Source organism: Cellulophaga sp. HaHaR_3_176, assembly GCF_019021925.1.
Taxonomy (GTDB): domain Bacteria; phylum Bacteroidota; class Bacteroidia; order Flavobacteriales; family Flavobacteriaceae; genus Cellulophaga.
This window is the reverse complement of the sequence record NZ_CP058990.1, coordinates 2,322,027-2,346,473: the sequence shown is the minus strand read 5'-3', so window position 1 is coordinate 2,346,473 and position 24,447 is coordinate 2,322,027. Positions and strand designations below refer to the sequence as shown.

The following is a 24,447-nucleotide window of genomic DNA, read 5'->3' as shown; positions in this document are numbered from 1 at the left end:
TGTCATTGGGTTTTAATATTTCAAATAAAAAGTTTTTATTGACTCATCGTCATTAAAAATTCTTCATTGTTTTTTGTTTGTTTGATGCGTTGCTCTATAAACTCCATAGCTTCGACAGGGTTCATATCTGCTAAGTACTTACGCATTATCCACATACGTTGTATCGTTGCTTCATCAAGTAATAAATCATCTCTACGTGTACTAGAAGATGTAAGGTCGATCGCAGGGAATATTCTACGATTAGCAATCTTACGATCTAATTGTAGCTCCATGTTACCAGTACCTTTAAATTCTTCAAAGATTACTTCATCCATTTTAGAGCCTGTTTCAGTTAATGCTGTAGCTATGATCGAAAGTGATCCTCCGCCTTCTATATTACGAGCTGCTCCAAAAAAGCGTTTTGGTTTGTGTAATGCATTTGCGTCTACACCACCACTTAGTACTTTACCTGATGGAGGTTGTACAGTGTTATATGCACGAGCTAAACGTGTTATAGAATCTAAAAGGATAACTACGTCGTGTCCACATTCTACTAATCTTTTGGCCTTTTCTAAAACGATATTGGCAACTCTAACGTGTTCTGTTGGTTCTTTGTCAAAAGTAGAAGCGACAACCTCGCCACGAACATTACGTTGCATATCAGTAACCTCTTCAGGTCGTTCATCAATTAATAATATAATTTGATAAACTTCAGGGTGGTTTGCAGCTATACCGTTTGCTATGTCTTTTAATAACATAGTTTTACCAGATTTAGGTTGCGATACAATCATACCTCTTTGTCCTTTTCCTATAGGAGAGAATAAATCGATAATTCTTGTAGATATTGTTCCTTGTCTATCTGATAAATTAAATTTTTCTTGAGGGAATAATGGGGTTAAATGTTCGAAAGCTACACGATCGCGTACAACTTGAGGGTCAATACCATTAATTTTATTTACTTTAATTAAAGGAAAATATTTTTCACCTTCCTTTGGTGGGCGCACATTTCCTAAAACAGTATCTCCTGTTTTTAATCCGAATAAGCGAATTTGTGATTGAGATACATATATATCATCAGGTGATGATAAATAATTATAATCAGACGAACGTAGAAATCCGTAACCGTCTTGCATGATATCTAAAACACCTTCACTTGCTATAATACTGTCGAACTCATATTCTGGTTCTTTGTATCTATTTTTAAGATCCTTATCGAAATTGTTATTCTTTTCCTGTTTAGGACGCGGATTAGGCTTGTTTTGATTGTTGTGTACAGGTGTTTTCTTTTGAAACTCCTTTTTTTGATTCTGATTAGGGTTTCTAGGCTGATTAGCTCTAGGTTCTCTACTTGCATTATCATTTTTAGCTACTGCCGCTTCTGGTTTAGTTGTATTCTCTTTTGCAGGAGCTGCAGCTCTAGGCCTAGGGTTTGGCTTAGGTTTTTTTACAGGAACTTCAGTTCTGGTGTCAACAGTTTCAGTTTTTTCAGCAGGTTTATCTGCCTCTTTAGGCTTATTAGCTGTTACTCTTGGTTTTTTAGGCCTTGGTTCTCTAGCCTTAGGCTTTTCTGTAATATCTACAGGAGCAGTTTTACTTATTGCCTCTTGAACAACTTTTGGGTTGGCAGCTTGTACATCTAAAATTTGATATACAAGGTCTAATTTTTTTAAGGTTTTGTACTTAGGTACGTTTAAACCGTTGGCAATCTCTTGAAGCTCAGGAAGCTTTTTTGATTTTAAATCTGAAATCTCAAACATTAATAATTGGATAAATTATACGTCTTTTAAAATTGGAAGTGTATTCTTGTGATCTTGATAGTTTATGGAACGATGTCCTAAAATTGGTAAGTATTATTGTACTTCGAGACAATATTACAAATTATTTTCAATATTTCATTGATATTTCTTAAAAAGACAGTTATTTTGCAGTCTTAAATTTTAATTTAAAGAATGATTCAAAGAATCCAAACATTATATTTACTAATAGTTATACTTTTAACTGCAGCTTTACCGTTTTGGGTTAATCTATGGTCAGATTCAAATGGAACTCATATATATGCTCAGAATGATATTTTAATTTCTGCAGCATTTTATGTTTCTGCTGTTTTGGCTTTAATAGCTATAGTTTTATTTAAGAAAAGACAAAATCAATTTGTTGCAAACAGACTGAATATGATATTAAATCTTTTTTTACTAGGATTTTTCGTTTATCGATCGCTAAATTTATCTGGAGAAACTTTGGTTTCAGAGAAAGGTATTGGGATGCTGATTCCTATTTTTTCTATCGTTTTTTTAGTCTTGGCCAACAAGGCAATTAGGAAGGATGAGGATCTTGTAAAATCTGTTGATCGCTTACGTTAAGCCTAACATCTTAGTAGTATTAGTGCGTTAAACCCGGGGTTGTTCCCGGGTTTTTTATTTTCTAATTAAAAAAATGAAGATAATTTTCTATGTAAATATTTGTTTTTGTTGTTAGAGTTGACTTTATTCGTTAACATAATTTTAACAGCAAACAATTGTTTCATGAAAAAATGTATTTTTTTATTTATTTTATTTTTAGGTTCACAATTATCATCTTTTGCACAGAGTGCAAATTTAAATAGAGAATATTTTAAGGTTTCTTATGTAAAGCTTCCATCAAAACCAATATTAGATAATTCTAAAAGAATATATTCAAGTAATACAAGTGGCATTAGATTATCTGGTTTTACTAAAATAGCAGCCAATGGTACTATAGACCTTAGGTTCGATTTTAACGGAACTAAAGTAGGCGAAGTTGAAATTGTAAAAGATAAAGTCGAGGAAAAAGATAAAGATGGTAACGTTACGTCTACAAAGTATTATTATAGTGCAGTTACTAGTTTTTCTTCTTCAGGTTCTTTATCAATAAATAATAGTGATTCAGAAGAGAGTGATTCTTATTCTTATTCAGAATCAGATAGGTATTCAAGTTCTACATTTACGTCTTATTCGGCAGCAAGTAAATATTATAATACGAATCGTTACACTATTAGAAACGAATTTAGAACAAAGCATCGTAAAGCTATGGAGTCTCGTGTTTATTATAAAATTAATAGTGATTATGGTTATGTTCCTTATACAAGTACTAATTCTAATAATTTTTGGATACTAGCATCTAAAAAACATCCAGAAACATCAAAACATCAAGAAGTAGCAGAAAATTTAATTAGAATTTTTGATGAGGTAGAATATGATCAACCAATAGATGCTCAAGTAGAAAGCGTTAAAAAATATGAAGATTATTTTAATGATGTAGTTTCAAGATATTCGGGTGATGATAAAAAATCCAAAAAAATAAGATACGCTAGTTATTATAATACAGCTTTGATGTACTTAAAATTAGATCAGCCAGAAAAAGCAAAAGAGTATGCTGAAAAGCTAATAGCAAACGATTATGATAAAAATGACGGTAAAAGAATTATAGAAGGGGCTGATAGATTAATTGAGTTACTGAAGGCTAATGCAACAACAACTAGGCATCTTGAGGTTATAACAGAGGATATTTCTGATGAGCCTGTTGTTACAGAAGTTTTTGTAGAAACACCAGAAGATAATTCAGAAAAATCAATAGCCTTTTTAATAACAATTGAAAATGATACTCTGCAAACTAATGTAACAGCAAATGAATTATCTAAAATGAGTTCGGTTGCTAATTTTTTCAATTCGGAAAATGAAGAACAACAAATTTTTGAGGCAACAGGAGTTAAAAAAATGGTGGTTGCGAACGGAGATATTTATGTTGTTGTCAACTTTCAATCATCAATAGAAAGTGATTCAGAACCATCTCTTAAGTTTACTAAAGCATTAGTAGAAGGTGCTAAATTTAGCCTTTATGAACATATGGGTAGTGAGTTTGTGCTTCTGTTAAATGGTTCAGAAAAAGGTGTTTCAACAATGGGAAAAGATTTTGTTTTTGGATTTAATAAAGAGTTAGCTTCTTTTTGTGAAAGTTGTCCAGCATTAAAAACCAGAGTTGAAGCGGGGGAATTTAAAAACACGCAAGAAAGTTTAATAGCTTTTAGTAACGCTCTAAATACATGTGAATAAATTTACTTAGAATAAAAAAGACGGTAGTTACTTTAATGTAATTATCCTCTTTTTTATTTTAAAATATGGTGTTTAATTTTTATCGTTGACCTAGCTCTATAATTTCTAAATCTTTAATATCTTCTCCATCAATTACAAATTGCAGCATAGTACGTACTTGATGAAAACCATGTTTGCCACAAGCACCAGGGTTCATGTGTAAAAGGTTTAATTTTTTGTCCCACATAACTTTTAAAATATGTGAATGACCACTAATGAATAATTTAGGAGTGTTCAATTTAATTTCTTCGCGAATTCTAGGGTAGTATTTATTAGGGTATCCACCTATGTGCGTAATCCAAACATCAACACCTTCACACATAAATCTGTTATCTAACGGAAATTCCATTTGAGCAACATTATCATCAATATTACCATAAACGCCACGCAGTGGTTTTACTTTTTTTAAAGTATCGGTAACGTTTAACGATCCAATATCACCTGCATGCCAAATTTCGTCAGCTTTTTTTGCGTATTTTAAAATAGAATCATCAATGTGGCTGTGTGTGTCAGAAAGTAAAAGAATTCGGGTCATGGAATAATTTGAAAGATGAAATCAATAAAGTACAGTAGTAAGAGTTAAATTCAATTCAGTTTTTCTTTCTTACCTTTGTAGTTCACAAAAATAGTGTATTCGATTGAGATATTTTGTCGCTTTTTCATACCTCGGAGAGCAATACCACGGATGGCAAAAACAGCCTAATGCAATTACAGTTCAAGAAGTTTTAGAAGACGCTTTCTCTAAATTATTAAGAGAAAAAGTTTCTTTAATGGGGGCTGGTAGAACAGATGCAGGAGTACATGCAAAACAAATGTATGCCCATTTCGATTTTTCAGAGATAAAGGATTTAAAAAATCTAGAATATCGTTTAAATTCATTGTTACCGCAAGATATAGCTGTTCAGAAAGTTTTTGAAACTAAAGACGAAGCTCATGCTAGGTTTGATGCATCATCAAGAACTTATGAGTATTGGATTGTTCAACAAAAAAATCCATTTTATACAGGGCATGCTTATTATATAAAATATCCATTAGATGTTGAAAAAATGAATAAGGCTGCTGCGGTTTTATTGGAACATACAGATTTTGAGTGTTTCTCAAAATCAAATACAGAAGTGAATACCTTTTTATGTGATATACGAGAGGCATATTGGGAAAATAAAAATGGAGTTTTGGTTTTTACGATAACAGCAGATCGATTTTTAAGAAACATGGTAAGGGCTATAGTCGGTACTTTGTTAGATGTTGGTTTGGGTAAATCAGAAATCAATAGTGTTAAAGCTATTATAAAAAGCAAAAATCGGTGTAAAGCAGGGGTTTCAGTGCCTGCAAAAGGATTATATTTGACGAAGGTTTTGTACCCCGAAAAATTGTATAAATAAGTATGGATAGTAAGTCAGGAAAAGCATTTGATTTGATTTTGTTTAAAAGGTTAATAGCCTATACAAAACCTTATAGAGTAACTTTTTACGGAGTGGCAATTGCGGCAATTTTATTGTCAGGTTTTGCTGTTATGACTGCTATTATAGTTGGTAATATTGTAGATGAAGCTATTACATTAAAAGATGCAGATAAGCTATTGTACTTAACTATTGCTATGATTGTAGTTTTGTTAGGACAAGTAATAAGTCAGCTTGGTTTTAATTATTACGCAAACTGGTTAGGCGAATCTGTAATAAAAGATGTTAGGATAGACCTTTTTGGAAAAATGGTTGGTTTTAAAATGAAATATTTCGACAATTCATCTATAGGGCTTTTGGTAACTAGAGCAGTTTCTGATATGCAACGAATAGGAGAGGTTTTCAGTCAAGGCTTTTTCGTAATCGTAGCCGATCTATTGAAAATGATAGTTGTTGGTGGTGTAATGGTTTATCAAAACTGGAGATTAGCTTTAATTGTTTTTGCTTTAATGCCTGTTATAGCATATGCAACAAGAGTGTTTCAGAAAGCAATGAAAATAGCTTTTACAGAAGTTAGAACTCAGGTTTCTAATTTAAATTCTTTTGTTCAAGAGCGCATTACAGGAATGAAAATCGTTCATTTATTTAATCGCGAAGAAATTGAAAAAGAAAAGTTTAGAGAAATAAATAAAAAGCATAGGGATGCTTGGTTAAAAACAGTTTGGTATAACTCAATCTTTTTTCCAATCGCAGAAATAGTATCGTCTATAGCAATTGGTTTAATTGTTTGGTATGGCGGATTATTAAATGTTGCAGGTGTTGGAGTAAGCGAATATGGAGCAATCTTTGCTTTTATACTTCTTTCTGATATGCTTTTTAGGCCATTAAGGCAAATAGCAGATAAGTTTAATACTTTACAGATGGGTATGGTAGCAGCGAACAGAGTTTTTAAAATACTAGATACAGATAGTCAGATTGAAGATTCTGGAGATGTAGAAGTAGAATCTGTAAAAGGAGCTATAGAGTTTAAAGATGTACGTTTTGGTTATTTAGATGATGAAGAAGTTTTACATGGTATTTCATTTGGTGTAAAAGCAGGAGAAACTGTTGCTATTGTAGGCTCAACAGGAGCAGGAAAATCGACTATAATAAATTTATTAAACCGTTTTTACGAAATAAATTCAGGAGTTATTTCCGTTGATGGAGTTGCGATTAACGATTTTAAATTAAAATCGTTAAGATCTAAAATAGCTGTAGTACTGCAAGATGTTTTTCTTTTTGCAGATACAATTGCAAACAATATTTCTTTAAAAGATAGCAATGTAACTATTGAGCATATTGAAGCTGCGGCAAAAGAAATTGGAGTACATGATTTTATATCGAGTTTACCGGAAGGTTATAACTACAATGTTAAAGAACGTGGTGCGATGCTTTCAAGTGGTCAGCGTCAATTAATAGCTTTTTTAAGAGCATATGTAAGTAATCCTAGTATATTGGTTTTAGATGAAGCTACATCGTCTGTTGATACATATTCAGAGCAATTAATACAGAAAGCAACAGATAAGATAACTGAAGGTAGAACTTCTATTATAATAGCTCACCGTTTAGCTACCATAAAAAAAGCAGATAAAATTATAGTTATGGATGCTGGACGTATTGTTGAAATGGGTAGCCATAAAGAACTTCTTAAAAATGGCGGGTACTACAATAGCCTTTACGAAGCTCAGTTTTCAGCTGATGAAGTTGCTTAATTTTATTTAGGTATAAAAGCTTCAAATGATATAACTCCATACATATACATCAAAATAAATTGAAGTATAGATAATATAAAAAAACCGAAACCAAACATAACTAGAAATATAAGTGCGCTTGGTAAAAATTCTCCTTTTTTCTGATCAGATATTCTTTTCATTACGTATAAGCTATAACTAATCATAATTAATAATGATAGCATAGATAAAAGCGTGTACAAACTAGGAGCTATACTTATAGTTAGTAATGTTGTAAATACTGAAATAAAACTTAATTGAGCTTGACTATATATAAAAGAGACGATAAATTCAGAATAATAATAATTCTTATTTTTAAATGATAACCAACCACACGCAGCTAAAATAGGAATGTATAATATATAGAGTATCGAATAAAAAGCAAACAGAAAGTCTGTCATTTTTTTAGATGTTTCAGGGCTATAAATACCTGTTTTAAATATATCAAAATCAATCCCTTCAGGAAATGTTCTTTTTAAAAAGAAAACCATAAGTCCTGTTAATGTTAATGCTACTGTTAGGTAGCTTATAGGGTTCATGTATTTTTTTCGAACGCCATCTATATAACCGCCTATTACTGTTTCAGGTTTTGTAAATAAATGTTTGAAAGTAAGTAGGAAAGTATTATCTAAATTAAAAAATTGCTCTGTGAAATCGTACCAAAGGTTATTTGTAGTAATTCTATTTCTAATCACTTTCGCTCCACAATCAGTGCAAAAATTATGATTGTCTTCTAAGGTGAGATTGCAATTTTTGCATTCCATAAAAGTGGTTTTGGTTGGTGGTTTGTTTTTTACGTCAAATCTTCTTTAATCATACTCGAAAGCTCGTTAATATCATTATAAAGGGTGAATTCACCATTTTTAATATAAGTAATCATTCCTGTTTCTTCACTAACGACTAAAGCAAGGGAGTCTGTTTTTTCAGTAATACCTACAGCAGCTCTGTGTCTTAATCCAAAGCGTAATGGAATATTTCTTTCGTTAGATACGGGTAATATTACACGTGTAGCAACAATGTAGTTATCTTCAATAATAGCAGCACCGTCATGCAAAGGGCTGTTTTTGTAAAAAATACTTTCTAGAATAGGTTGTGTAATTTCAATATACATCTTATCTCCGCTAGATTTCACAAAATCTAAAGAGTTACTTCTACTTATAATTATAATAGCACCAGTTTTTGATGCACTCATCTTTTCACAAGCGCTCAATATCGAATCTACATCTGTTCCTATAGCTCCAGCTTCTTGCTTTAAAAATTTAAAATGTTTTAAAAAATTTCTTTTGTTGGCAAAGTTTGTTGAACCAATCATTAATAAAAACTTTCTGATTTCTTGTTGGAAAACTATAATTAAAGCAATTAAACCAACTTGCATAAACCCACCAATGATACTACTGATCATTTTCATTTCTAACAACTCGGTAAGTTTCCAAAACCCCCATACAAGTACAATTCCTATAAAAATATTTATAGCAACTGTACCTCTTACAAGTTTATAAATGTAATAGAGTAATATTGCGACAAGAATAATGTCGATAAAATCTGTAATTCTAAAATCTAGAAAATTTAAAAAATTCAAGCTTGCTGTTTTTGTAAAATTAAGAAAAATAGATGAACTAAAACTAACTAGTTTTGGCCTGTAATTGAGTTACAAGTTTAATACATTCTTTGGCTTCTTTTACATCATGCACTCTTAAAATATTAGCACCTTTTAAAAGAGCGATTGTATTTAAAATAGTAGTGCCATTTAATGCGTTTTTAGCATCAGTCTCTAAAAGGTTATAAATCATAGATTTTCTGCTAATACCCACTAATATAGGTGCGCTTAATGGTTTTAAAAGTTCTATTTTATGCATTAACTCATAATTTTGTTCTAAAGTTTTTGAGAAACCAAAACCAGGATCGATGATTATGTCATTTAGTTTTTTCGAATGTCCAAGCTTTATTTTTTCAGAAAAATAGTTTAAGATATCAGTTAGCAAATTAGTGTAATTTGTATTTTCTTGCATATTCTGAGGGGTGCCTTTCATATGCATGACGATATATGGTGCTCTGTGTTTTGCTACAATATCAAACATTTTAGAATCTAAATTGCCTCCAGAAATATCATTAATTATCGCTGCACCATGAGTAAGGCAATTATCGGCTACCTTACTTCTAAAAGTATCAATGGAAAGTATAATTTCAGGAAAGTTATCAACTAATAACGTAACAATAGGTACAATTCTTTTTAATTCTTCAACTTCAGATACATGAACTGCACCAGGTCTAGAACTATATGCTCCAACATCTATAAAAGTTGCTCCATCAGATAACATTTTTTCTACCTGCAAAAGAATTTCATTCTCTTTTTTAAATTTTCCTCCATCATAAAAAGAATCTGGAGTGACATTTAAAACTCCCATAATTTTAGGATTCTTTAGATCTATAAGATTTCCTTTACAATTAATTGTCATTTCTTAATATAATTAGTTAAGTTTCGGTGTTTAGAGGTCAAGTTTAAAGCGGGATACTTGAACAATTAAAAATTTTGAACGAAATTTACACAAATTAGAAAGAATACATGCAGAAAACCTCAGAACAATACGATGCAGTAATTAAAGTTTGTAGAGATTTATTCTCTAAAAAAATGAAAGATTATGGTAGTGCATGGCGAATACTGAGGCTGCCATCTTTAACAGATCAGATTTTTATAAAAGCACAGCGTATAAGAGGTCTGCAAGAAAATGATGTTCGTAAAGTAGAGGAAGGGGAGCAGTCTGAGTTTATTGGAATTATAAATTATTCTATAATGGCATTAATCCAGATAGAAAAAGGAATTGCTGATCAACCAGATATTGATGTTGAAGAAGCTATTAATTTATTCGATAAGCATACTGTAATTACCAAGTCTTTAATGGAGAATAAAAACCATGACTATGGTGAAGCTTGGCGAGATATGCGAGTTAGCTCTTTAACCGATTTAATATTACAAAAACTATTACGAGTTAAGCAAATTGAAGATAATAAAGGAAAAACATTGGTTAGTGAAGGTATAGATGCAAATTATCAAGACATGGTAAACTATGCAATATTTGCGATGATACATTTAACAGCAAAATCTAAATAATATACATGAAAATTTTAGTTGGATTTAGTAGAGTATTTGTCGGTTTATTATTTATAATAAGTGGTTTTATAAAACTTAATGATCCTGTTGGTTTTTCATTTAAACTAGAAGAATATTTTAGTTTTGGAGTTTTAAACTTACCTTTTTTAGAGCCTCATGCCTTAAAAATTGCGATTGTAGTTGTTATTTTAGAAGTTTTATTAGGTGTGCTTTTACTCATCGGTTTTAGAGTAAGGTTTACAGTTTGGAGCTTATTATTAATGATAGTTGGTTTTACGTTTTTAACCTTTTATTCTGCATATTATAATAAAGTTACAGATTGCGGTTGTTTTGGTGATGCTTTAAAATTAACCCCTTGGGAATCTTTTACAAAAGACATAATCTTATTAATATTAATATTGATATTGTTTTTTAAGAAAGGGTATATAAAGCTAATTTTTGGGGCAGGTTTTAATAGGTTTGTTACTATGCTTTCTTTATTAGCATGTACCGTATTTGCTTATTATGTACTAAATCATTTACCAGCAATAGACTTTAGGCCCTATAAAATAGGAGCTAATATTACAGAAGGCATGTCTGTGCCAGAAGATGCACCGAAAGCTATTTTTGATTACCATTGGAAATTTAAAATTAACGGTAAAGAAAAAATAATAACAACACAAGGAGATTACCCAACTGTAGATGGAGATTTTGTAGATGTAGAAACGATAGAGGTACAGGCAGGCTATGAGCCACCAATACATGATTTTACAATAGAGAAAGAAGGTGTTGATATGGCACCAGAATTTTTAAATGAACCTAAATTAGTTGTGGTTGTAGCTTATGATTTAGCTAAGAGTAATTATAAAGCTTTTGAAGAAGTTAAAACAATAACTGATGATGCAATTGAAAAAGGATATAAGGTGATTGGTATGTCTGCTTCTAGTGAAGATTTTAAGATTAAATTACAGAAAGAATATAAGTTGAATTTTGATTTTTATTTTACCGATCAAACAACATTAAAAACAATTGTGAGATCTAACCCAGGTGTATTGGTGCTTGAAAATGGTACAATTAAACAAAAGGTACATTTTAATGATTTAGATGAATTAAAATTTGAATAAAAGAAATTAGTATTACCATAAAATATATAATAATGAGAAGTAAAATTGTAGCAGGAAATTGGAAAATGAATAAAAACCTTTCTGAAACGGAAGCATTATTAACAGAACTTTCTGCGAAATTGCCAGATACACAAGCAGAGGTAATGGTTGCCCCAACATATATAAACCTTACGGCAGCAGTACGTAATCTAGAAGCATCTACAATTGAAGTAATTTCTCAGAATATGCACTTTGCAGAAAACGGAGCTTATACAGGTGAAATTTCTGCAGACATGCTATTAAGTGTTGGTATTAATACTGCTATCATAGGTCATTCAGAGCGCAGAGCTTATTTTGGAGAAACTGATGAGATACTAGCTAAAAAAGTAAAAACGGCTTTAGCTAAAAACATTCGTGTTATGTTTTGTTTTGGTGAAGAGTTAGAAGATCGTAAATCTGATAATCATTTTAACGTTGTAGAAAGTCAATTAAAAAATGCTTTATTTGATTTAGATGCAAGTGCTTGGAAAAATATTATTCTAGCGTACGAACCAGTTTGGGCTATTGGTACCGGAGAAACAGCATCTCCAGAGCAAGCACAAGAAATGCATGCTTTTATTCGTAAAACAATAACTGAAGCTTATGATGCTACAATTGCTAATAACGTTTCTATACTTTACGGAGGTAGTGTTAAACCTGGTAATGCAGTAGAAATTTTTTCTAAGCCAGATGTAGATGGAGGTCTTATCGGTGGTGCAGCTTTAGTTGCAGATGATTTTATTGCAATTATAAAAGCAATATAATTTTACAAATAATAATTTTTTATGGGGCATCTTTTTTAGATGCCCTTTTTATGCTAAAATAAGGATGGAGCAATATAATATTTATATAGAATATCAATTTAAAGTAGCGCCAATACAACCGGCTTCAGATATTTTAATTGCAGAGTTGGGAGAAGTGCTTTTTGAAAGTTTTGTAGAAACAGAAGAAGGTGTTTTAGCGTATATTAAAAAAGAAGATTGGTCAGAAAATATTTTAGAAAATATTGAAATATTTGATAATTCTAATTTTAAAATAGAACATAGTTTTAAAGAAATTGAACAAGAAAACTGGAATGCTACTTGGGAACAAAATTTCAATCCTATTCAAGTGGGTGATAAATGTGCAGTAAGAGCGCCTTTTCATGAAAAAACAAATGTTGAGTTCGATATTGTTATTGAACCAAAAATGAGCTTTGGAACTGGACATCATGAAACTACGCATATGATGTTAGAGCATATTTTAGATACAGATTTTAAAGGACTTTCTGTTTTAGATATGGGTAGCGGAACAGGAGTTTTAGCAATATTAGCAGCAATGAAAGGTGCTAGTACTATTGATGCAATTGATATTGATAATTGGTGTTATTTAAATGCTTTAGAGAATGTAGAGCGTAATAACTGTAGTCATATAAATGTTTACGAAGGCGAAGCTAGTTTGTTGGAGGGTAAAAAGTACGATGTTATTATAGCTAATATTAATCGTAATATTTTGTTGAGCGACATACCAATATACGCCAAATGTTTAAATACTAATGGAACATTATTTTTAAGTGGTTTTTATACTGAAGACATCGAAATTATATCAGAAAAATGTAAAGAAGTTTCTTTGAAGTACAATTCGAATTTAGAAAAGAATAATTGGGTAGCCGCAAAATATACTTTCTAATAAGTATAATTAATATTTAAGTATTTTAAAGAATTTGTATATTAGTAAAAAAGAATCTATGAGCACTAAAGAAAAGATCTCAGAGGATCTACTTGTAGAAGAAGAGACTCAAAAGCAGAACGAAATTGTTTTATTTAATGATGACATAAACACTTTCGATCATGTTATTGATACACTTATAGGTGTTTGTGATCATACACCAGAGCAAGCAGAGCAATGCTCAATAATAGTACATCATAACGGTAAGTGTACCGTTAAAACAGGCGATTATGATGATCTTAAGCCAAGGTGCAGTAAATTACTGCAAGCAGGTTTAAGTGCAGAGATTGTTTAATTGTTTTCTTATACTATTTCATTACCTTCAAATCCATGATCTGCCCATGGTTTTAAAAACATGCATTTGAATTTTTTTAAATTTTATTTCTTTTTACTTCTTTCGTTAACCTGTTTTTCGCAAGAGCTACCGCCTATAAATAATTTTACTCCTTTAGAATATAACGCAGGTAATCAAAATTGGAATATTTCTCAATCTGCTAAGAAAAATATTTATGTAGGTAATAATTATGGACTGTTAGAATATAATGGTGCTTCTTGGAAAACATACGCTTCTCCTAACGGTTCTCATATACGCGCAGTCAAAGTTGTAGATGATCGTATTTTTACGGGGTGTTATATGGAGTTTGGGTATTGGTATAAAGATGATTTTGGAGATCTATTATATGAGTCTTTAAAACAAAAATTGCCTACTCCAATGATTGAAGATGAGGAATTTTGGAATATTATTACATTAGATTCTTATGTGCTTTTTCAGTCTTTGCAGAGAATCTATATCTACAATTTAAAAACAGATAAATTTAGTATAATACGTTCTCAGAGTACTAGAGCTAGGCTTTTTAAAACTAAAACAAGTGTTTATTTCCAAAAATCAGGAAAAGGTCTTTTCAAAATAGAAGGCGGTAAAAGTCTTTTAGTTTCAGAAAATGTTGCTTTTAAATCTAATTCTGTAATAGGTATGTTTGACACCTCTTTTGGTACGTTAATACTTACTGAAAAATCAGGTTTTTATATTTTAAAAAATGGAGAATTAGATATATGGAAAGTGCCTGTAAATGCTGAATTGCAAGAGGTTAATATTTATAGTAGTACTCAATTAAAAAATGGCAGTTTTATATTAGGAACAATTTCAGATGGAGTTTACCATGTTAGTGAGTCTGGCGTATTATTAGAAAAGATCAATCAGAAAAAAGGATTAAATGATAATACTATACTTTCTATTTTTGAAGACCTTGATGGAAATGTTTGGTTGGGATTAAATAATGGTATCAGTGTGCTAAATTTTAGTGCGCCTTTTAAAGAATATATTGATACGGTAGGTAAATTAGGGGTTGTGTACACTGCCGCGATCCATAAAAATTACTTATACTTGGGTACTAATCAAGGTTTATTTTATAAACAAAAATCAAGCAATGATGATTTTAAGATTATAGCCAATACAAACGGTCAGGTTTGGTTTTTAAAAGAAATTGAGGGTATTCTTTTTTGTGGTCATAATGCAGGAACTTTTACTGTAGAAGGCAATCAAGTAATACAAATAGCTTCATTCCCAGGAGCTTGGGATATTAAAAAAATTCCAGGAAATGATTCTCTTTTATTACAAGGTAATTATAACGGAATAAGTATTCTTGAAAAGAAGAATACAGGGTGGACATTTAGAAACAAAATTGAAGGATTTGATATTTCTAGCCGATTTTTTGAACTAACCCAGAATAAAGATATTATCGTTAATCACGAATTTAAAGGTGTTTTTAGGTTAACCTTAGATTCTTTCTATTCTAAGGTTGTTAAACTTGTAGAAACACCTGTGTTAGGTACAGGTGCAAGTTTAGTTTCTTATGAGAAAGCCATTTTACATGCTTCAAATAATGGAGTATTGCGTTTTAATGAATCAAACCAAAAATTAGAAAGAGATTCTTTGTTAACCAATCTCTTATTTGAACCAGAAGAAAGTTTATCTGGTATTGTTATACCAGATATTAGTGATGATATGTTATGGGCTTTTACCAATAAAAATATTATAGCATTAACTGCTAATAAATTCAATGGACAACCAAAAGTCAAAAAAATTGCTATCCCAAGTTCGTTGAGACGAAGTTTAGGAGTTTTAGGTTTTGAAAATATAAAGAAAATAGATGATGAAACGTATTTAATAGGTATTTCTAATGGCTATATAACACTGCATCTTGATAAGCTAAGTGCTAATAAATTCAGTATAGCTTTAACGGATGTATTTAATAAAAATAATGATTCTACTTTATTACAAAAAGTTGAATTAAAGGGTGTTGATAAAGCCTTTAGATATATAAATAACAACTTGTATTTTGAATATAGTATTCCAAGTTTTGAAAAATATACAGAGGTAAATTACCAATACCAATTAATAGGTCTATCAGAGGTATGGAGCTCATGGTCAGAAGATTCTAAAGTTGCTTTTGAAAATTTGCCATTTGGGGAATATACATTTAAGGTAAGAGGAAAAGTAGGTAATGAATTAAGTGAGAATATAGTGAGCTATACTTTCGAAATTCTACGACCTTGGTATGCTTCAAATTTGGCAATATTAATATACATACTGTTTTTTATTACTCTAGGGTATTTTATACATAGGTTGTATCGTAGGTATTATAGAAAGCAGCAAGAGCAAATTTTAAAAGAGAATGAGAAGAAGCTTAAACGAAAAAAAATTAAAGCAGAGAAGAAGCTTATTCAAATTAAAAATGAAAAATTAAATCAAGAAATTGATAATAAAAGTAGAGAACTTGCTATTTCTACCATGAGTATTATTAAAAAGAATGAATTTTTAAATACGATTAAAGCACAACTACAAGAGAGTAAGACACCACAACAAGTAAATTCCGTAATTAAAACTATTGATAGGAATATTAATAATGAAGATGATTGGAAATTTTTTGAAGATGCATTTAATAATGCAGATAAAGAATTTTTAAAAAAAATCAAAAAAAGTCATTCAGACTTAACACCAAATGACTTAAGGTTGTGTGCTTATTTACGGTTAAATTTATCTTCTAAAGAAATTGCACCATTATTAAATATCTCGGTAAGAAGTGTTGAGGTAAAACGTTACCGTTTACGTAAAAAAATGGATCTACCACACGAAATGGGTTTAACTGATTACATCATTAAGCTTTAATTAACAATACACGTATTTATTCTACTACAACATTACCCATACAAAAGTGTGTTTTAAGAGTTTTTTATTATAATATTATCTTAACCTTTTACTACGTGAGGGCTTACTCTCATTATTGATATCTTTAATTATTGAGTTTTAATTACGATATGTATATTTTTTGTTGTGGTATATTATTATAATGATAAAATATGTCTTTTTAAATTCGTAATTCTAAAACTCAACATAATGAAAAACATATTTTTGTTGCTCTTAGCAATTTTTTTAACCACAACTTCTTGGGCTCAAGAATTTACAGTAAAGGGTACTGTAAAAGATGCCAGTATAAATGATGTTTTGCCAGGGGTTAATGTGGTTGTGAAAAATCAGACACGAGGAACTACAACAGATTTTGATGGTAATTTTACCGTCGATAAATTAAAAGTAGGAGATGTACTTGTGGTTTCATACATAGGGTATGCCACTAAAGAATTTTTTATTAAAGATTCTAATTTTATTACCATTTTATTAAATGAGGACGTTAGTGCTTTAAATGAGGTAGTAGTAATAGGGTATGGAACTCAGACCAAAAAAGAAATTACGGGTGCTGTAACAGTTATCGGAGCAGAGACAATTGAGCAGTTAAAACCAACACGTATTGAGCAAGCTTTACAGGGGCAAGTTGCAGGAGTGAATATTACTTCTCAATCAGGCTCTCCTGGTAGCGCATCAAATATTAGAATTAGAGGTGTTTCAACTAATGGAAATAATAACCCATTAATTTTAGTTGATGGAAACGTTATTGAAGATTTGAGTGTTGTAAACCCTGGAGATATTGAAAGTATCAATGTTTTAAAAGATGCTACAGCTGGTATATATGGGGTAAGAGCAGCAAATGGAGTTATTTTAATTACTACAAAAACAGGAAAAAAGTCAACACCATTACAATTTTCTTATGATACTTATGGTGGTTTTCAGCAAACTACAAGAAAATTACCTTTATTAAATGCCACAGAATATGGTGTTATAAAAAATGAGGCAGCTGCGGCAAATGGGCAATCTATTCCATATCCTAATTTAGCAATATTAGGTACTGGTACAGATTGGCAAGACGAGGTTTTTCAAAATGCTCCTATTTTCAATCATAATTTAACAGTTAGTGGAGGTACTGAAAAATCTCGATATTCTTTTGGTTCATCTGTACTCACACAAGATGGTATTATTGGTGGTCCTAAAGCTAATTTTACACGTTATAATACAAGGGCTAATTTTAATACAGAATTGTTTGATGGTTTAAATTTTAAGGCAAATTTAATTTACACAGGTACACTAAGAAAAATACTTGCTGAGGGAGGTCTGGGTTCTGTATTATTTAATGCATTAAATATTTCACCTATATTAAGTGCAACAGATATTGATGGAAGTTATACCAGAGCAGTTGGGCATCCAATTGAGGTAATAAACCCATTAGCGCAATCAAAGAATACTTTTAACAGAACAAAAATTGATAAAATCAGTGGAGTTTTTGGTTTAGATTATTCTTTTTTAAATAATTTCAAAATAACTTCTAATTATCAGTGGAACTATTCAGAGATAGATTATTCAGCTTATTTTCCAATTTCAGATTTTGGGAATGTAGGAAATAATACAGTGTTTGATAGAACAACTGCTTCTTACGTTGTATCTAATCAATTTTATAGAGATTATACTTTTGATGCCTATATTGATTATGATAAGGTTTTCAATGAGGTTCATGATTTAAAAGTTACATTAGGTACTTCTGTATTCAAAACTACGGCAGATGAATATGGCGGAACTTATGAAGGTGTTACAAATACCACATTGTCTGATCCTAATTTAGAAACAGCAACTTTATTTAACGATTCTTTTGTAACACGTGCAAACAGATTATATGACTCTAGGTTACTCTCTTATTTTGCTAGAATGCAATACAATTATAAAGGAAAATATTTGCTATCTGCTGTAGTAAGAAGAGATGGTTCTACAGCATTTGGTCCAGAGAACAAATTTGGTTACTTTCCTTCAGGTTCTTTAGGTTGGGTAGTATCTGATGAGGATTTCTTTAAAGAGAGTAACGTGCTAAATTTTGTTAAGTTAAGAGCATCTTATGGAGTCTTAGGTAACGATAGAATACCTGGGTTTGGATTTGTTTCTTTATTGTCGGGTGAAGGTACTTATGTATTTGATAATGAATTAGTTTTTGGACAAGCGGTAGGTAGAGTTTCTAATCCAGAAATACAATGGGAAGAACAGACTACCTTAGATATTGGTTTAGATGCTAAATTATTTAACAATACAATTAATATTACTGCAGATTATTTCAATAAACAAACAGATAATTTACTGCTAGTAGTAGAATCTTCAGGTGTTTTAGGGACCTCTGCGCCAGGTGCAGGAAATCCTATTGCCAATGCTGGTTCTGTACGAAATAGTGGCTTTGAGTTTGCTATTGGTTATGAAACACCATACTCAGAAAATTTTAGATTTGGAATTAATTATAATTTCACATATTTAGAAAACGAAGTATTAAGTGTTGAAAATGGAATAGGGTATGAGCAAGGCGGTAGCTTTGGAATAGGCCAATCAGGCGTTTCTCGTATGGAAGCTGGTCTGCCTATAGGATATTTTTACGGACTCAAAACAGATGGTATTTTTCAAAACCAAGCAGAAGTAGATGCACATCCAAGTCAAATAGGCCTTGGTTCAGAGGCAGCTCCTGGAGATATTCGTTTCGTTGATGTAAACGGAGATGGAACTATAGATTTTGATGACAGCACCAATCTTGGAAATCCGATTCCTGATTTTACAATGGGTTTAAATATTTCATTTGATTATAAGAATTTTGATTTCCAAACTTATGTTTTTGCGTCAATAGGTAATGATATTGTTAGAAATTACGACAGAAATAATCCAATTACAAATCAGTCTGTGTATGCTTTAAATAGATGGACAGGAGAAGGGAGTACTAATACATATCCAAGGGTAACAAACGGAGCAACTTCAAATATTTTATTTTCAGATTTTTATGTAGAAGATGGCTCTTTTGTTAGAGCGCAGAACATGCAATTAGGATATTCTTTAAATAGCGAGGGTATTAAAGATATGGGTATAAATAAATTACGTTTATATGTCTCTGCGAGTAATCTTTTTACTTTTTCTAAATATAAAGGGTTCGATCCATCAGCATCTTCTGGAGATCCAATAGGTTCAGGATTTGATTCAGGATTTTACCCAGTACCACGTACCTACTTATTAGGTTTAAACCTTAAATTTTAATGTAATGATGATAAAAAACACTTTTTTAAAACACGTTATTGCGTTTGCTGTTATTCTGATATTTTCTATATCATGTAGTGATGACTTTGTAAATGTTGAATCAGAAGATGAAAATTCAGAAGATTTTTTCAATTCAGAAGAAGATTATCAATCAGCTTTAACTGGCGCTTATGATTTACTTCAATCTACATATCTTAATGTAATGTTAGGAGAAATTGCTTCGGATAATACCTTGGCAGGTGGCGAAAGTGCTACAGATGTAATAGGCATACAGCAAATAGATGATATGTTACATACCTCTTTAAATGTACAATTAGAAAGTATTTGGGGATGGATGTTTGCCGGAGTTAACCGCGCTAATTATGTTTTAGAATTTAAAGATAAAACTGATTTTACAGGAAAAGAGGCTCTTTTAGCAGAAGCTACCTTTTTGAGAGCTTATTATTATTTTGAATTAGTAAAATGGTTCGGAGATGTTCCTTTAGCTGTAGATCAACGATTATTATTTGGCGATCAATACTTAGTAGAGAGAACATCAGTTACTGAAATTTATGCTCAAATTGAAATTGATTTACAATATGCAGCAGATAATTTACCGTATACTCAAACACAACAAGGAAGAATTACTAAAGGAGCAGCACAGGCACTTTTAGGAAAAGCTTATTTATATCAAGATAAGTTTACAGAAGCAGCAAACGTGTTAGAGGAATTAATAAATAATGGTCCTTATGATCTTTTAGAAGATTACAGTACCATGTTCGAATTAAATAATGAGAATAATATAGAATCTGTTTTCGAAGTACAATATACGGACAAAGAAGGTGCTGGTTTTGAGTGCTTACAGTGTAGTGAAGGTAATGTTGCTGTGGGGTTTAATGGAATTAGAAATTATGCTGGCCCTGGTTTTGAATCAGGATTTAGCTTTAATATACCAACTCAAGAAGCTTACGATGCTTTTGAAGAGGGAGATACACGAAGAGATATTGCAATACTAGATATTGATGCATGGGCAGAAGAAACCGGTGCAACTTTTGGAACAGGTAATGAGCATACTGGATATTTCAACAGAAAATACCTTCCAAGATTAGATGCAGCTGAAGATTCTAATACAGGTGATGCAAATTTAACGAACCCAAATAACTATAGAGCTATACGTTTTGCCGACGTTTTATTAATGGCAGCTGAAGCTTTAAATAGGGGTAATATTAGCGATACACGTGCACTTATATATTTAAATCGAGTACGAGAAAGAGCAAATTTGGATGACGTTACTATGACAGGTTCAAGTTTAACTACAGCAATTTATCAAGAAAGAAGGGTAGAGTTAGTAGGAGAAGGGCATCGTTTTTTCGATCTAGTAAGAACAGGAAGAGCAGCTCAAGAAATAGATGGATTTCAAGCAGGGAAGCATGAATTATTTCCTATCCCATCTATAGAAATAGAATTGTCAGGAAACCGTTGGGAGCAAAACCCAGGATATTAATAAAAAAAATTGTAAAAATGAAGATTATAAAAAATTTAGTTATTTGCTTTTTAACAGTAATAGCACTTAATTCTTGTGCAGATGATGAAGTTTCATATGCTTTTAATGAGGTATCAGCTCCAACCAATGTAGCTGCGTCATTTAATATATCTAATGATGATACGGGCACTGTAACACTTACACCAACAGCAGAAGGTGTAACAGCCTTTCAAGTTTATTTTGGTGATGTTGAAGAAGAAACACCTACAGATGCTGCTCCAGGGCAAGAAGTTTCACATATTTATGAAGAAGGTGAGTATGTTTTAAGAGTAGTAGCTTTAAGTGCTTCAGGTCTTACTAGTGAGTTTAATAGAAATGTTTCAATTTCTTTTACCCCACCGTCAAATTTATCAGCTGATATAATTGTAGTTAATAATTATGAGGTGAGTGTTACTCCTACTGCAGATGATGCTACCGTTTTTGATGTTTATTTTGGAGAAGCATTGGAAGAAGAGGCAACTACGATTATGGCAGGTGAAGTGGCTACATATACTTATGCAGCTGCAGGAGATTATACCATTAGAGTTATCGCTAAAGGTGCTAGTGCCACCACTATTGAATATGAAGATACAGTGAGCATAAGCGACCCTGTTTCTGCAACTTCAGAAGATTTTATAGGTACTTGGGTTCTTGCATCAGAGGCAGGTTCTTTTGGAGTAGGTCCTGCTATTGGAGACGTTAGTTGGTTTTCATTAGATGCACAAGGTATTGAAGATAGAGCATGTTTTATTGATGACGAGTATGTTTTTGGATCAGGTGGTACATTTAGTACTATTTTAGGTTCTGAAACATGGATTGAAGCTTGGCAAGGCGGCACAGATGCTTGTGGAACTCCTGTAGCGCCACACGATGGTTCTGCCTCAGCAACGTATAGTTATGATGATGCATCTAGTTCAATTACCATTACAGGAACTGGAGCTTATATAGCTTTAGCTAAAGGAACTAATAATGGAGAATTAAGCGCACCTGCTGATGCTCCAAATTCAATTACGTACACAGTTTCTTTATCTGATGATAAAAACACTATGAACGTTTATTTAGAAACTACTGAGGGTGTTTTTTGGCAATTTAAATTAGTTAAAAAAGTTGTTTCTCCAATTATTGGTACATGGAGGATAGCATCAGAATCAGGCTCTTATGGGGTTGGTCCTGCTATTGGAGATGTGAGTTGGTTTTCTTTAGATGATCAAGGAATTATTGATCGTGCTTGTTTAATAGATGATGAATATATTTTTGGATCTGATGATAGTTATTCTGTGAATTTAGGGACGGAAACTTGGATTGAAGGCTGGCAAGGTGGTTCTGATTCTTGTGGAGCTTCAGTAGCGCCTCATGATGGTACTGCGTCTGCTACTTATGCTTATGATGAGTCTGCAGGTACTATTACTATAAATGGCATTGGAGCATATATTGCACTTGCGAAAGGAACAAATACAGGTGAGTTAGCCGCTCCAGAAGATGCGCCTAGTTCAATTGTTTATAATGCTACATTTATAGATAATAATACGATGAGTGTAGTGATTGAGACAGGAACAGGTTCTGGTGTTTTTTGGCAATTCAAGCTTGTAAAAGATTAATAAGAAAAAGCTATTATTATGAAAAATATAAAAATAATTCTATTAAGTGTTTTTGGCTTAATCTTGTTAGGTTGTCAAGAAGATGAACCTGATTTAGATGTTATAGTAGCGCCATCTAACTTGCAAGTATCTGTTGAGTTGGTGGGTGCAGATGCAGATAATCCAAATGGCGATGGTAGTGGTACTGTAAATTTAACAGCTACAGCAGATGATGCTATCTCTTATCAGTTTGTTTATAACGGTAATAGGGAGGCTATACCTTCAGGGTCTAAAACTTATAATTTTAGTACTACTGGGCTAAACACCTATACCGTTACTGTAATTGCAGTTGGTAGTGCAGGCTTGTCTACAAGTTATTTGTTAGATTTAGACGTTTTTGCCTCGTATTCTGCTCCAGAAGATTTATTGCAAATGTTGGTAGCAGATGGGGCTAGAACCTGGCGAATTAAAGCAGAATCTGGTGGACATTTCGGACTTGGCCCTGTAGGAGGCAATATTCCAGCAGAATGGTACAGTGCAACAGCAAATGAAAAATCTGCTACAGGTATGTATGATGATCGTTATATTTTTAATAGCGATGGTAGTTTTACTCATATTACGAATAGCGTAAATGATGACCCTACTGAAAATACAAGTGGAACTATAGTTGGAAGAATTAATTTAGTAGATGAACTTGGTGCTCATAATGAAGAGCCTAACGGATCAGATATTGAAAATTACCCATATGCTGATTATTCAAACCAATGGACTCTTTCTGCTCCTGATGGATTAGAAACCTTAAGTTTAGGAGGTACTGCTTTTTTAGGGTATTACACAGGAGGTGACCATAATTACAGAATTTTTAGCAGAACAGCAAATGAAATGATTCTTACCACTACTGATGGTAATAATGAATTTAACTGGTGGTTTATTTTAACTGCTGATGATGAAGGTGTAGTGCAGGAACCTTCCTCTGTAGATGTTACGTACACCAATTTAATTTGGTCTGATGATTTTGATGTGGATGGAACACCTAATGCTGCCAATTGGACCTATGACATCGGAGCTGGAGGCTGGGGTAATAATGAATCTCAGTACTATACCAATAGCACTGATAATGCTGTAGTTTCTGACGGTACTCTAAAAATTATAGCGAAAGCAGAAACCTTCAATGGAAGCGATTATACTTCTGCGCGTTTAAAATCTCAAGGACTTTTTGATTTTACATACGGAAGGGTAGATATAAGAGCTAAGTTGCCACAGGCTGCTGGTACATGGCCAGCATTGTGGATGTTAGGATCAAACTTTGAAACCGTAGGATGGCCTGCTAGCGGAGAAATAGATATCATGGAGCATGTTGGAAATAACCTAAATGTTGTGCAATCTGCTATTCATACGCCATCTAGTTTTGGAAATACAATAAATAAAGGAGAAACCACAGCAACTAATGTTTCATCAGAGTTTCACATTTATTCTGTGAATTGGTCTGAAAATGAAATATCTTTCTTAATAGACGATGTTATTTTTTACACGTATAATCCTGGGGTAAAAGATGATCAAACATGGCCTTTTGATGAAAATCAGTTCTTAATTATGAATATTGCTATGGGAGGTACACTAGGAGGAACAATAGATGCAGCTTTTACAGAAGATACTATGGAAATTGATTATGTAAGAGTATATCAATAATTGAGTTTTTTTATGTTGGAGTAATTGAGAATTCATAGCTCGAT

General features: G+C 32.0%; 19 protein-coding genes. 14 read left to right on the top strand and 5 right to left on the bottom strand.

Translation table 11 applies throughout. The features are described 5' to 3' along the window. Window positions 1-35 precede the first annotated feature (35 nt). Window positions 36-1,736 (bottom strand): transcription termination factor Rho, encoded by a 1,701-nt coding sequence (rho, locus tag H0I23_RS10295; RefSeq protein ID WP_216783220.1) that lies wholly within the window; start codon window positions 1,734-1,736, stop codon window positions 36-38. Between the two features lie 192 nt (window positions 1,737-1,928). On the opposite strand from rho, the gene H0I23_RS10290 reads away from it, so the two are divergent. Together H0I23_RS10290 and H0I23_RS10285 are read left to right on the top strand one after the other, a co-directional pair. Continuing rightward, a complete protein-coding gene (locus tag H0I23_RS10290) occupies window positions 1,929-2,339 on the top strand; it encodes a DUF4293 domain-containing protein (protein ID WP_216783219.1) in 411 nt (136 codons plus the stop codon). A gap of 162 nt (window positions 2,340-2,501) precedes the next feature. Beyond that, a complete protein-coding gene (locus H0I23_RS10285) occupies window positions 2,502-4,046 on the top strand; it encodes a hypothetical protein (protein WP_216783218.1) in 1,545 nt (514 codons plus the stop codon). Between the two features lie 79 nt (window positions 4,047-4,125). Here the strand turns inward: H0I23_RS10285 and H0I23_RS10280 are convergent, their stop codons facing one another. After that, a complete protein-coding gene (locus tag H0I23_RS10280) occupies window positions 4,126-4,620 on the bottom strand; it encodes a metallophosphoesterase (protein WP_216783217.1) in 495 nt (164 codons plus the stop codon). Between the two features lie 103 nt (window positions 4,621-4,723). Here H0I23_RS10280 and truA point away from each other — a divergent pair, with 103 nt between their 5' ends. Both truA and H0I23_RS10270 read left to right on the top strand, forming a co-directional pair. Continuing rightward, window positions 4,724-5,467, top strand: a complete 744-nt coding sequence (gene truA, locus H0I23_RS10275) for a tRNA pseudouridine(38-40) synthase TruA (RefSeq protein WP_216783216.1) — start codon at window positions 4,724-4,726, stop codon at window positions 5,465-5,467. Between the two features lie 2 nt (window positions 5,468-5,469). After that, complete coding sequence (locus H0I23_RS10270; RefSeq protein ID WP_216783215.1) at window positions 5,470-7,236, top strand: ABC transporter ATP-binding protein; 1,767 nt, start codon at window positions 5,470-5,472, stop codon at window positions 7,234-7,236. A 2-nt stretch (window positions 7,237-7,238) separates the two neighbouring features. Here H0I23_RS10270 and H0I23_RS10265 read toward each other — a convergent pair whose 3' ends face one another. The 3 genes from H0I23_RS10265 to folP are packed head-to-tail and all read right to left on the bottom strand — an operon-like array spanning window position 7,239 to window position 9,710. Beyond that, a complete protein-coding gene (locus H0I23_RS10265; protein ID WP_216783213.1) occupies window positions 7,239-8,018 on the bottom strand; it encodes a DUF3667 domain-containing protein in 780 nt (259 codons plus the stop codon). A gap of 29 nt (window positions 8,019-8,047) precedes the next feature. Then, on the bottom strand, window positions 8,048-8,833 hold the full coding sequence (locus H0I23_RS10260; RefSeq protein ID WP_216783211.1) for a diadenylate cyclase: 786 nt from the start codon (window positions 8,831-8,833) through the stop codon (window positions 8,048-8,050). Window positions 8,834-8,876: 43 nt separating this feature from the next. Beyond that, window positions 8,877-9,710 (bottom strand): dihydropteroate synthase, encoded by an 834-nt coding sequence (gene folP, locus H0I23_RS10255; RefSeq protein ID WP_216783209.1) that lies wholly within the window; start codon window positions 9,708-9,710, stop codon window positions 8,877-8,879. A gap of 107 nt (window positions 9,711-9,817) precedes the next feature. On the opposite strand from folP, the gene H0I23_RS10250 reads away from it, so the two are divergent. From H0I23_RS10250 to H0I23_RS10205, 10 genes are all read left to right on the top strand, one after another. Next, window positions 9,818-10,363 carry a DUF1599 domain-containing protein gene (locus tag H0I23_RS10250; protein WP_216783208.1) on the top strand — a complete coding sequence of 182 codons (546 nt, stop codon included), beginning with the start codon at window positions 9,818-9,820 and terminating at the stop codon, window positions 10,361-10,363. 5 nt (window positions 10,364-10,368) lie between these two features. After that, window positions 10,369-11,466, top strand: a complete 1,098-nt coding sequence (locus H0I23_RS10245; RefSeq protein ID WP_216783206.1) for a BT_3928 family protein — start codon at window positions 10,369-10,371, stop codon at window positions 11,464-11,466. A gap of 32 nt (window positions 11,467-11,498) precedes the next feature. After that, the gene (tpiA, locus tag H0I23_RS10240; protein ID WP_216783204.1) at window positions 11,499-12,248 is read left to right on the top strand and encodes a triose-phosphate isomerase; all 750 of its coding nucleotides are present in this window, start codon (window positions 11,499-11,501) and stop codon (window positions 12,246-12,248) included. A gap of 64 nt (window positions 12,249-12,312) precedes the next feature. Continuing rightward, complete coding sequence (gene prmA / locus H0I23_RS10235) at window positions 12,313-13,152, top strand: 50S ribosomal protein L11 methyltransferase (protein WP_216783203.1); 840 nt, start codon at window positions 12,313-12,315, stop codon at window positions 13,150-13,152. A gap of 58 nt (window positions 13,153-13,210) precedes the next feature. Next, a complete protein-coding gene (locus H0I23_RS10230; protein WP_216783201.1) occupies window positions 13,211-13,486 on the top strand; it encodes an ATP-dependent Clp protease adaptor ClpS in 276 nt (91 codons plus the stop codon). A 66-nt stretch (window positions 13,487-13,552) separates the two neighbouring features. Beyond that, entirely contained in the window at window positions 13,553-16,360 is a 2,808-nt protein-coding gene (locus H0I23_RS10225; protein ID WP_254073588.1) for a triple tyrosine motif-containing protein, read from the top strand. Between the two features lie 228 nt (window positions 16,361-16,588). Further along, window positions 16,589-19,636 (top strand): TonB-dependent receptor, encoded by a 3,048-nt coding sequence (locus tag H0I23_RS10220; protein WP_216783198.1) that lies wholly within the window; start codon window positions 16,589-16,591, stop codon window positions 19,634-19,636. A gap of 4 nt (window positions 19,637-19,640) precedes the next feature. Further along, entirely contained in the window at window positions 19,641-21,119 is a 1,479-nt protein-coding gene (locus H0I23_RS10215; protein ID WP_216783196.1) for a RagB/SusD family nutrient uptake outer membrane protein, read from the top strand. Between the two features lie 17 nt (window positions 21,120-21,136). Continuing rightward, on the top strand, window positions 21,137-22,735 hold the full coding sequence (locus tag H0I23_RS10210) for a hypothetical protein (protein ID WP_216783195.1): 1,599 nt from the start codon (window positions 21,137-21,139) through the stop codon (window positions 22,733-22,735). An 18-nt stretch (window positions 22,736-22,753) separates the two neighbouring features. Beyond that, complete coding sequence (locus H0I23_RS10205; protein ID WP_216783193.1) at window positions 22,754-24,403, top strand: glycoside hydrolase family 16 protein; 1,650 nt, start codon at window positions 22,754-22,756, stop codon at window positions 24,401-24,403. The last annotated feature ends 44 nt before the right edge of the window (window positions 24,404-24,447 follow it).